This is a genomic window from Stenotrophomonas sp. TWI602 (genome assembly GCF_039674045.1).
Classification (GTDB): domain Bacteria; phylum Pseudomonadota; class Gammaproteobacteria; order Xanthomonadales; family Xanthomonadaceae; genus Stenotrophomonas.
In genome coordinates, this window is record NZ_JBDJMT010000001.1 from 503,014 (window position 1) to 514,531 (window position 11,518).

Annotated in this window: 7 protein-coding genes; 2 read left to right on the forward strand and 5 right to left on the reverse strand. The window is 67.4% G+C overall.

The annotated features are described in order from the left end of the window. Positions 1-33: 33 nt before the first annotated feature. From ABE483_RS02205 to ABE483_RS02215, 3 genes are read right to left on the reverse strand one after another with little or no spacing between them, the layout of a single operon-like run. Positions 34-3,138 carry a CusA/CzcA family heavy metal efflux RND transporter gene (locus ABE483_RS02205; RefSeq protein WP_346481019.1) on the reverse strand — a complete coding sequence of 1,035 codons (3,105 nt, stop codon included), beginning with the start codon at positions 3,136-3,138 and terminating at the stop codon, positions 34-36. Next, a complete protein-coding gene (locus ABE483_RS02210) occupies positions 3,135-4,313 on the reverse strand; it encodes an efflux RND transporter periplasmic adaptor subunit (RefSeq protein ID WP_346481020.1) in 1,179 nt (392 codons plus the stop codon). Before ABE483_RS02210 ends, ABE483_RS02205 begins: the two co-directional genes overlap by 4 nt. Further along, positions 4,310-5,569 carry a TolC family protein gene (locus tag ABE483_RS02215; protein ID WP_313211015.1) on the reverse strand — a complete coding sequence of 420 codons (1,260 nt, stop codon included), beginning with the start codon at positions 5,567-5,569 and terminating at the stop codon, positions 4,310-4,312. The genes ABE483_RS02210 and ABE483_RS02215 overlap by 4 nt, the downstream gene beginning before the upstream one ends. A gap of 62 nt (positions 5,570-5,631) precedes the next feature. Here ABE483_RS02215 and ABE483_RS02220 point away from each other — a divergent pair, with 62 nt between their 5' ends. Together ABE483_RS02220 and ABE483_RS02225 are read left to right on the forward strand one after the other, a co-directional pair. Next, complete coding sequence (locus tag ABE483_RS02220) at positions 5,632-6,306, forward strand: response regulator (protein WP_346481021.1); 675 nt, start codon at positions 5,632-5,634, stop codon at positions 6,304-6,306. Beyond that, complete coding sequence (locus ABE483_RS02225) at positions 6,299-7,696, forward strand: sensor histidine kinase (protein ID WP_346481022.1); 1,398 nt, start codon at positions 6,299-6,301, stop codon at positions 7,694-7,696. Before ABE483_RS02220 ends, ABE483_RS02225 begins: the two co-directional genes overlap by 8 nt. A 6-nt stretch (positions 7,697-7,702) precedes the next feature. On the opposite strand, the gene ABE483_RS02230 is transcribed toward ABE483_RS02225, so the two are convergent. Together ABE483_RS02230 and ABE483_RS02235 are read right to left on the reverse strand one after the other, a co-directional pair. Next, entirely contained in the window at positions 7,703-8,365 is a 663-nt protein-coding gene (locus ABE483_RS02230) for a hypothetical protein (RefSeq protein WP_346481023.1), read from the reverse strand. A gap of 113 nt (positions 8,366-8,478) precedes the next feature. Continuing rightward, the gene (locus ABE483_RS02235; protein WP_346481024.1) at positions 8,479-11,472 is read right to left on the reverse strand and encodes a TonB-dependent receptor; all 2,994 of its coding nucleotides are present in this window, start codon (positions 11,470-11,472) and stop codon (positions 8,479-8,481) included. Positions 11,473-11,518: the final 46 nt, after the last annotated feature.

Sequence of the window (11,518 nt, forward strand, 5' to 3'; positions counted from 1 at the left end):
GGCTCCTCCCCACACTGCCCGGCCATTCGTCACCTACACCGCTTCGGCCTCCATCGCCGCCCCACCCCGCCGCTGCTCCCGTCGACGATGCACCCAGTAGTACAGCGTCGGCAGCACCAGCAAGGTCAGCAACATCGCCGACAACAGCCCGCCAATCACCACCACCGCCAGCGGCTTCTGGGTCTCAGCCCCAATCGCATGCGACGTCGCCATCGGCAGCAGGCCGAACATCGCCAACAGCGCCGTCATCAGCACCGTCCGCAGGCGCTGCAGTGCGCCCTGCACCACGGCGTCGTAGAGCGCCATGCCCTGCTCGCGCAGCTGGCCGAATCGCGTCAACATGATCACGCCGTTGAGTACCGCTTGCCCAAACAAGGCAATGAAGCCGATCGCCGCCGACACCGACAGCGGAATCCCGGTCAGCAGCAACGCCAGGATGCCGCCGATCATCGCCAGCGGAACGTTGGCCAGGATCAGCGCGGCGCTGGTGACGTCCTTGAAGGCATCAAACAGCAGCACGAAGATGATCAGCACCGACAGCGGTACCACCCAGCCCAGGCGGGCCATGGCGCGCTGCTGATTCTCGAACTCGCCGGACCAGTCGATGCGGTAGCCTTCTGGCAATTGGATGGTGGCATCCACCTGCTTGCGCATATCGGCAACGACGCTGCCCATGTCGCGCCCGGCGATGAAGATGCTCACGGCTTTGACGCGCTGGGCGTTCTCACGCGAGATGTTGATCGCACCGCTGGCCATGTTGAAGTCCGCCACATCTCCCAGTGTCACCGTCTGGCCTGAGGCCGTACCTACCGGCACGGTGCGCAGGCGCTGCAGATCGCGGTCGGCATCGGACAGGCGCAGGCTGATCGGGAACTGGCGCTCGCCCTCCCACAGCTGGCCGACCTCGCGGCCGCCGATGGCGGTCTCGATCACGGCATCGATATCCTGCACGTTGAGGCCGTAGCGCGCTGCGCGATCACGATCGATATCGATGCGCAGCTGCGGCAGGCTGCCGTCGCGGTCGATGAAAGCACTCTCCACGCCCTCCACGCCTCTGACCTGCGCCAGGATCGCCTGGGCCTGGCCGGTCAGCACGTCCAGATCTTCGCCGCTGACCTTGATCACCACCTGGCCCTTGATTTGGGAAATGCTTTCCAGGATGTTGTCGCGCACCGGCTGGGAGATCGAGAACTCGGGGCCGGGAATACGCGCTTCCAGCATGCGCTGCATCTGCGCCACCAGCTCGCGCTTGTCGATCTTCCGGGTCCATTCGGATTCGGGCTTGAGCGCCACCAGCGCTTCGATCTGGTTGGCGCCCTTGGCATCGGAGCCATCCTCGGGGCGACCGAGCTTGGCCACCACCGTCGAAACCTCGGGCAACGTCCGCACCAGGTCACGGATGCCCCGGGACTGGGCCTGCGCCTCGGCCAGGCTGGTGCTGGGGTCGAGTGTGGCGGTCAGCCAGATCGAGCCTTCGTCCAGTTCGGGCAGGAATTCCGAGCCCAACCGCGTGCCCAATGCCAGCGTCACCACCAGCATGGCCACTGCCGCAAGCACCACCGCACGGGGCCGCGCCATCGCCCCCTCCAGCCACGGGCGGTACCAGCCGACCAGCCGGTTCATCACCGGGTTCTCGCCCTTCAGCCGCTCGCGCCGCAGCCACCAGAAGCACAGCAGCGGCACCACGGTCAGGGCAAGGATCAGTGCGCCGATCAGCGCCGACGTCACCGAATAGGCCATGGGGGCGAACATCCGGCCTTCCTGGCGCTGCAGGGTGAAGATCGGGATGTGCGCGGCAATGATGATCAGCATCGAGAAGAAGGTCGGCCGCCCCACCTCCGACGCAGCCGACAACACCGTCGCCATGCGCTCGCGCCGGGTGCTGCCGGGCGGCATCTTCGACATGCGCGAGACGATATGCTCGGTCACGATCACCGCACCATCGATGATGATGCCGAAGTCCATCGCGCCCAGTGAGAGCAGATTGGCCGGCACGCCCCACAGGTGCAGGCCGAGGAAGGTCGACAGCAAGGCCAGCGGCATCATCGCTGCCACGATCAACGCCGCACGGGCGTTGTAGAGGAACAGCCACAGCACCAGGAACACCAGCACCGCACCCTCCACCAGGTTGCGGAAGACGGTCTTCAGGGTGGTCGCGACCAGCCAGGAGCGGTCGTAGAACGGTTCAAGCGTGACGCCATCCGGCAGGTGATCGGCCTCGATCTCGGCCACGCGCGCATGCAAGGCATCCAGCACCAGGGACGGGTTCTCGCCCTTGCGCATCAGCACCATGCCGAACACGGCGTCGTCGTTCTCATCCTGGCCAACCAGGCCCTGTCGCGGCAGGCCGGTATCGACGATGCGGGCCAGGTCGCGCACCAGCACGGGGGTGCCTTGCCGCTCTCCCACGACAACGGTGCCGATGTCGGCCGGCGAACGCATCAGCCCAACCCCGCGGATCAGATACTGCTGCTGCCCACGCTCCACATAGCCGCCGCCGGCGTTCGCACTGCCCCGCTCCAGCGCCTCGGCAAATTCCTCCAGGCTGATCCCGCGGTCACGCAGCTTGCCCAGGTCCGGCTCCACCTGGAAGGTCCGCGCATAGCCGCCAAAACTGACCACGTCGGCCACGCCCGGCACGGTACGCAGGCGCCGCTCCATGACCCATTCCTGCACGGTGCGCAGCTCGGTGGAGCTCATGTGTGGTGCGTGGAGGACATAGCGGTAGATTTCGCCCACCGCCGAACTCATCGCCTCCATCTCCGGCTGCACGCCGTCGGGCAGATCCACGCCCTGCAGGCGCTCCATCACCTGGGCGCGCGCGAAATAGTCGTCGGCACCGTCGTCGAAGGTCAGGATGATCATCGACAGCCCGAACTGGGTGTGCGAGAACACGCGTACCGAGTGCGGGATGCCGGACAGCGCCACCTCCAGCGGCATCGTGACTTCGCGCTCAACCTCTTCGGCCGCGCGCCCCGGGTGCAGCGTCACCACGGTGACCTGGGTATCGGAGACGTCCGGGAAGGCTTCTACCGGCAACTCGCGGAACGCGGCGAACGAGGCGCCGATGAAGATCAGCAGCGCCAGCATCACCATCAACGGCTGACGCAGGCAGTACGCAATCAGACGATCGATCATGGGGCAGCCTTGGCGGCCGCCGCACCACCGGCGGGTGCGTCAGCGCTGCCAACGTTCTGGTCGAGCACCTGCTGCAGCAGCAGACCACCGTCCACGACCACGCGCGCGCCAGCGGCCAGCCCCTGGCCCACCCACAAGCGCCCCTGGCCCAACTCCTCGGCCTGCACGGATCGCCGCGCGAACCGGCCCTTGCCCTCGTCGACGAACACCACCTGCTCGCGCCCGAGCAGCAGCACCGCCCCCTCCGGCAGCGATACGCCCCCGTCCATCGGCACCGTGATCGCAGCCCGTACGTACTGACCCGCTTTGAAGCGTCGCTCACGGTTGTCCAGCTCGGCACGCGCCTGCACCACGTGGCGCTCGGTGTCGATGTAGTCATCCACATGGCCGAGTACGGCGTGCGCTGCCTCGCCTTGGCCGGGCGTGAGGCTCACGGCCATCCCGGGCTTGAGGCGACCCGCAAGCGCCTCGGGAACATCGACGATCAACCATAGGCGGTCCGGATCGCTCACCACCGCCAACGGCAGCTCGGCATCCGGCGACACGTTCATGCCCGGGCTCATCCGGCGCTCGACCAGGATGCCGTCGATGGGCGAACGCAGCGGCATGCGCTGGTCGATGCTGCGGCTGCTGCCGAAACCGCGGGTCAGCGCCCGCAGGCGGGCATGCTCGGCCTCGTTGGCCGCCAGTGCGGATTCGGCTTCGTCCAGTTCGCGCCCCGAGGCGACGCCGGCCTCATGCAGTTCGCGGACGCGGGCCATTTCGTTGCGTGCCTGGCGAAGCTCGGCGGCGCCACGGGCGCCCTCGGCCTGCACCTGCCCAAACTCAGGCGAGGTCACCCACGCCAGCACCTGACCCGCCTTGATCTTCTCGCCGGGCGCCGCCTCGATACGCGCCACCTGGCCCGGCAGCGGTGAGCGCAGCTGGCTGGAACGCGTGTCATCCCAGGTGATGCGCGCCGGCAGCTGCAGGACCGAGGCCGAGCCATCGGTCACGGCTTCGCTTCGCAACACCTTCAGTTGCGGGCTGTCGGCAGCGAAGCGGATGGTGGCGCCGTCGACCGTCGGGGCCGGCACGGCCACAGGTCCGGCATCGCGCGCGCAGCCACCGGCCAGCAAGGCGGCCACGAGCAACGAAAGCAGCCGGGCCGAGCCGGCGGTGCGGGAATACATCATCGGGGGTGTCCTTCGGAAGCAGTAACGGCGGCATTCCAGCGCGCCAGGGCGGAGGCATGCGCCAACCGCGCATCGATCAGATCGGATTCGAACTCGCGCCAGCTGCGCCTTGCGTCCAGCAGATCCGTCAACGTGGCGGCACCTCGGCGATAGGCCAGTTCCAGGCCGTCCAGGCTCTGCCTTGCCGCCGGTCCCTGCAGCTGTTCGTACTCGGTGCGGCGCTGTGCGGCGGCGGCCAGTGCGTGCTGCAACTGATCCAGTTCGGCGGTCGCTGCGCGCCGCAACTGCTGCCGTTCCAGGACAGCGGCGTCGTAGTCCGCCTCCGCTCGCTGCTGCTCGCCCCGCCAGCGCTTGGCACCGCCCAGCGGCACGCTCATCGAGACGCCCCAGGTCACCCCGCCGATATCGGCTGGCTCGCGCTCGGCTTCGAGGCCGAACTGCACATCACGCCGGCGTTCACTGCGGGCCAGTGCACGTGCTGCGTCCGCCGCGATCACCCGCGCCTCGGCGGCACGCAGATCAACGCGCTCCTCCAACGCGGTCGGTGCGGGTGTCGCGGGTGTCGCGGTCGCGCCCGCGCGCGGCCACGCATCGTCGGCGCTGAGCGCAGCATCGATGTCGTTGCCCAACAGCAGCGCAAGCACATGGCGTGCCTCGCGAAGGCCACGCTCGGCCTCACGGGCGGCATCGGCCACCTTGAGGTCATCCACCGCCAACCGTGCGCGCTCGATCGGGGCCAGGGCGCCGGTCGCCACCTGCTTGTCCGCTGCAGCCAGGCTCTCCGCCGACGCACGGCGGTCCTCCGCCGCGATGCGTTGCAGTTCCTGCGCAGCCTTCAACCCGAAGTACGCCTCGGTGAGCGCCACCTGCTGTTGGCGTCGCCCGTCGAGCAGGCTGAGGTTGGCCGCCTCGACCAAGGCGTCGGCCTGACGCATGCGCCAACCGCGCTTGCCACCACGCTCCCAGGTCCAACCCAGGCCGAGGGTGGAATCCACGCGCTTGTCTTTCCATCGGCCCGGGCCGATGCCCTCCTGCCGGCTGATCTTGGAGGTGCCCACGCTCAGCTCCGGGCTGGGGCGTCGCGATGCACTCACGGCATCGCCCTGCGTGCCGCGCAGCGCGATCGCTGCCGCGAGCAGATCCGGGTTATGCGCTGCCATGGCCTGTTCCGCCTGGGCCAGCGTCAGTGCCGAAGCGGTGGCCGGCGCAATCAGAAGTGCGGCCATCAGGGCGGCACAGCGGGTGGTGGTATTCATTGCCGACACGGTAAGGTGCAGCGCTTTCGTCAAACTTTCCCGAACCTTGCGTCAACCTTGCAATGCGCATTCTGCTGATTGAAGACGATGCCGCGCTGGCCGATGGCCTGGTGCGCGCACTCACCCGTGCCGGTCATGCCTGCGATCATCTCGCCCGTGGCCTGGCCGCGCCGTCGGCGCTGGCCGCCGTCAGCTACGACCTGGTGGTGCTGGATCTTTCCTTGCCCGACATCGATGGATTGGATCTGCTGGCTCGGTTACGGCAGGAGGGCTTTTCCGTCCCCGTACTGATTCTCACCGCACGCGATGGCGTGGAGGACCGTATCCGCGGGTTGGATAGTGGCGGCGATGACTACCTCGCCAAGCCCTTCGCCCTCGGCGAACTCGAAGCGCGCCTGCGTGCGCTCGCCCGTCGCCAGTCCACGGCCCCTGCCCTGCGCCAGCTGGGCGCCCTGCGCCTGGATACCGGCACCCGCGAACTGCGTGTTGGCGATCAACCGCTGGAACTTACTGCACGCGAGCTGGCCCTGATGGAAATCCTGCTGCAGCAGCCGGGGCGCATCGTGGCCAAGCAGCGCCTGTTCGATGCGGTCTACAGCTGGGATCACGAGGCCAGCCTGTCGGTGATCGAAGTCCACATCAGCCGCCTGCGCCGCAAGCTGCAACTGGCCGATGCCAAAGTCGGCATCCGTATGCTCCGTGGTCTTGGCTACCGCCTGGAGGCCAGTGATGGCTGAGGCGCCGTACAGCCTGCGCGGCGTCCTGCTGCGGCGCCTGTGGCTGCCACTGCTGGTGCTGCTGCTGGCCAGTGCGGTCGGCTCGTTCGTGTTGGCGCGGCACTACGCCGAACAGGTGTACGACCGCTGGCTGCTGGATTCGGCGATGTCGCTGGCACAGTTGATCGAGGTGCGCGGCGAGACCGTCCACATGGAGATTTCCCCCGCCGTCTCGCGCATGTTCACCTGGGACACGGTGGATCGGATATATGGCGACGTGACCCGCGCCGATGGCACGCGACTCTACGGTACCGGCGCGCTGCCGAGGGCCACCGCCGCGCTGGCCGAGGACGCCGATGACAGCCCGGCGCGCAGCTACTATGACGCGCTGATCGATGGCCGCGACGTGCGCGTCGTGCAGGTCGCGATGACTCCGCCGGGTTCGGCCACCCCGATTGTGATCCGCGTGGCCGAGACCCGTACCAAACGCCTTCGATTGGAGCATCGCCTGCTGCTGGCGAGCATTCCGCTGCAGGGCACGATCCTGCTGCTTGCCGCGTGGCTGGCCTGGTCAGGTACCGGCGCCGCAGCGCGGCATACCAACGGTGCCGCACGGCGGCTGGCCAGTGCTCCGCTTGATGCGTTGATGCCGCTGGACCCACAGGACGCCGCGCCGCGTGAGCTGTGGCCCGCCGTGGACGCCTTCAACCAGCTGGTGAGCCGGCTTTCGGCGATGCAGGATGCCCAGCAGCGCTTCATCAGCAACGCGGCACACCAGTTGCGCACACCGCTGGCCGGGCTGCAGATCGAGCTGGAGAGCGCGCTGCGCGAACAAAATCCGGCCGCACAGCGGGACGCACTGGCAGGCCTGCTGCGGGGGCTGACGCGCCTGCGCCACCTCACCCATCAACTGCTCATCTTGAGCCGTTCCGAAGACAGCGCCGGCGCGATGCTGGCGATGCGGCCGGTGGACATTGCCGAGCTGGCGCGCGAAGCATTGGAGCGCCTCATGGATGGCGCCGTGATCGCAGGCGTCGACCTGGGGTACGAAGGGCCGGATGCCGGTGTGATGCTGATCGGAGAACCGCAGTTGTTGCGCGAAGCGATCAGCAACCTGGTCGACAACGCGATGCGTTACGGCGCGCTTGAAGGCGTGATCACGGTGAGCGTGGAAACGATCCAGGGCGAGATCCGTATCAGCGTCAATGACAACGGCCCCGGCATCGATCCCACGCTGCGCGGCCGCGTCACCGAACGCTTCTGGCGGGGAGACGCCAGCGGTGATGGTTGCGGGCTGGGCCTGGCGATCGTCGCCGAGATCGCCGGCAGGCACGGCGCCACGCTGTCCATCGGCACGTCGCCACTGGGCGGCGCCAAGGTCATGCTCGCCTTCCCTGAGCAACGCGGATGACCGCCTTCACGGCACCCAGTACACCGCCGTGAGTGCGTCGGCCAGCCGTGTCGCGGCCTCCTGCTGCGTAAACGGCGGCGTGCGTGGCGGATCGTAGACCTCCGGGCGCGTGCCAGCCACGACCAGGTCGATCGCATAGCAGCTGCCGTGGTGAACCGCACGATAGCTCTCGGCCGACACGTAGTGGCTCATCGCCGCATCGCCCACGGTGAAGTGCGTGAACGGGACGCCGCCGATATCCACCGGTGCCGAGGCGGCAGGACCGGTCGCTTCTGCTGGCGTATCCAGGCAGGTGCGGACCGATGCGGCGTTGTCGCTGCGTCCGATCCGCAACTCCCCGGCAGTGACCCGATCCGAGCCTTCCAGCACCAGCGCCACCAAGGGCATGCCCACGCTGTCCGGCGGCGCGAACAGCTTCCAGGTCGGGGACGCCAGGTAATCACGCTGGAAATCGCGGGCGACCCGGGTACCGACGACCGGGCCAACCGCTATGCCGGGCGCCGCGTCCTGATACACCGGTGACGGGCGCCCGGCCGTGGCCGCGGCGGGACCCGGATCAGCGGCCTTCGCCGCCCCCGGGTCCGCACCGCTGGGCTGCACCACGGCTGTGGCACCGCCTTCGCCCTGCGGCGAACAGGCACATAGCAGGGCCGTCAAACCGACCGCCATCCACCCTGGGTTGTTCCGGATCTGCTTTTGCATAAGGGGCTCCCCTGACAATGGCCCCAGACTGCCTCGCGATCCGTGAACGTCATGCCATACCGCCGCTCGCGAGGCACCGCTCAATAGTCATAGCTCACGCTGACCCGCAGCGATCGCGGCGCCTGCCGGATGGTCGCTGCGCCATACAGCGGATCGGGCTGGCCCGGATCCAGCTCGGAGTACGGCGACTTCCACAGCGCCACCTGACTGTTGAACACGTTGAAGACGTCCAGATTGAAGCCCAGCCGCCCCTCGGCCACCGCGGGGCGGTAGGACACCCCCAGGTCCAGCTGCTTCAGCCACGGCAGGCGCCCCTGGCTGCCCGGAGGCGCCGGCTGCCCGTTGTAGAAGTGATACGCGATGCCATAGCCGGAAGGGTCTTCGTAGTCCGGCCCATACGAGCCCAGCGCACTGAACGGCGAGCCGGAGAGCACCTTGAGATTGGCCGAGAGCAGCCACTCCGGCGTCAGCTGGTAATAGCCGTGCAGCTTGAACTGATGGGTGTGATCGTTGCTCTGCGGTCCGTTGGTGTGCTCCATCAGCTGGGCGTAATCCCATGCCTGGGTAGTGGACACGGCGGTCTGGCCGATGCCGGAGAGCAGCTGCCCTTCGGTGGTGCCGTAGCTGCGCGACCAGGTGTAGTCGCCGCGGGCATACCAGCGGCCATCAAACGGATGCTCCAGCGAGAGGTTCACCGCGTAGTAGTTACGCTTGAACTGCGGGAAGCCCATTTCCGCGTTGCTCAGCGGGACGGTCACGTAATTGCCGCCGGTGTCGACCAGATTGAAGGTGTTGGCGCGCCCGGGGTTGATCAGCCAGCAGCTGACCGGGTTGCTGTCCTTGGTCACGTTGTAGCCCAGGCTGCTGGCCTTGCCGAGCACCGCATCGATATCGCAGTAGTCGTCCACGCCGCTGCGCAGCACGCGGTAGGTCGCCTTGGCCCCGTACACCCAGTTCTGGCCCAGTGCCTTGCTGAAGCCGAGGATGAACTCGTCCTGGTAGGACGGCTCGATGCCGGAGGTGGTCACCGTCTTCGCATCCGGCAGCAGGCCGTAGTTGTTGTTGGCCGACACCGCGCCGGAGAACTGGGTGAGGTCGGTCGGGTAGCCGTTGCTGTCGATGCCGCCGTAGGTGTAGTACGTCGAGGTGGCAAGCGTCGCACCCGCCGCATTGAAGGCCGGGTTCAGCGGCAGTGCGAGGTAGTAGCGCCCCACGTTGCCGAACACCTTGAACCGCCCATCGCCATCGACGTCCCAGCTGAAGCCAAGACGTGGCGCCCACTGACCGCTGGTCTGCTTGATGTAGGCATCGCCATCGCGGTTGAAGTTGGTGAACTGATCCAGGCGCAGGCCGAGGTTGAGCAGCAGGCGATCGGTCACCTGCCAGTTGTCTTCGATGTACTGCGCCCGCTGCGACGCACGCACCGAGGCCAGCGCACTGTAGATGTACTGCCGCACGTAGTAGCCGTCTTCGCCATTGCGGATGCCGCCGGTGGCCGGCACGCCCAGGCCGGTGTTGATCGGCACGTTCGGGTTGGACTGCCCGTAGATCCAGTAGTAGCCATCGGCCGAGGCGACCGAGCCACGGTTCAAGGCACGGGCGTTCTGGTTGTCGATGCCGACGGTGATGCTGTGGTCGCCCCACACGTAGTTGGCATCCAGCCGCAGGTTGTTGCTGCGGTTGCCCCGGTCCGGGTTGACCAGCAGCGAGGTGGTCTGCGCATTGGTGATCGGCACACCACCGGTCAGGGCCGGGTTCTGCAGCGTGGGGCTGTTGATGTACGTCAGGCTGCCGTCGTAGGCCGGGTTGCCGATGTAGTCATCCGTGCGCATTTCGCCGTACTGCGCGCTGACAGTGAGCCGATCGGTGAGGTACCCGGTGTACTTGGCCGTCCACAGGTCGCCACCGGTCTTGGTGGTGTCTTCCTTGCCGCGCTGGGCGCCACGGGTGAGCGTGTCGTAGTCGTAGGCGAAGATGTCGCCCCGGAAGACGTTGCGACTGGAGGCGCCGGTCAGTTCGAGCAGGTGGTTGTCGGTGATGTTCCAATCCACCTTGGCGTACCAGCGCGGGCGCTCGTACTCGTAATTGGAATACGCATTGGTGGCCTCGACATTCTTGACGTCGGTGCCCTCGCGGCGCTCCAGCTCGTAGGAGCCAAAGAAGAACAGCCGGTCTTCGATCAGCGGGCCCCCAGCGTAGATGCTCTGCGTGCTGACCCACTCGCGGTCCTTGCTCTCCGGCGCATACAGCGCACCGTCACCCGGATACCGCACGTCATCTTTGTCCGAACGCGCTGACGCCGGTTCCCAGGTCGCCTGGCCACCGAAGTGCCACGCATTGGTGCCGCGCTTGCCGACCGCATTGATCACGCCGCCATCGGACCGGCCGTACTTGGCGCTGTAGCCGCCGGTATAGATTTCCTGCTGGTCGATGCTGCCGTAGGGCAATGTCAGGCCGCCCAGGCCGCGCAGTGGGTCGGTGCTGTTGAAGCCGTTGATGTAGTACGCGTTCTCTGCGGCAGACGAACCGCCGAAGCTCACCAGCTGGGCGCCGGTCGGGCCGGCATACGTGCCGTTGCCGCTGTTGCCGATCACGCCGGGCGCGAGCTGGGCAATGGCCTCGGCCGAGCGGCCCAGCGGCAGCCGTTGCAGCTGCTCAGCCGTGATCACGGTGCGCGAATCCACGCTGCTGACATCGATGGCCGCCGCGGCGCGGTCGGCGCTGACCTGGACGCCATCCAGCCGGGTGACCTCGGCGAAGGAGACCTCGGTGCTGGTGCCGACGGTGAGCGCGACGTTCTGCCGGGTCTGCAGCACGTTGCCGTCGGCATCACGCGCCTCCACCGAGTAACGACCGAGCGGCAGCTGGGGGATGGTGTAACGACCGCGCGCGTCCACCGTCACTTCACGGGTAAGACCGGTGTCGCTGCGAACGAACATGCGCTGCGCCGATGGAGGCGCCTGACCGGCGATCGCGCCGGTGGTGGACTGTGCATGTACCAAGGGAGATGCGGTGGCGAGCAACACCGCCACTGCCAGCAGGTGCGGGCGCAGGGAAGAACGAGCTATTGTCATCGTGGGGCAATCGGTAGTGGGGGAAACGATTTCATTAATCCCGCTC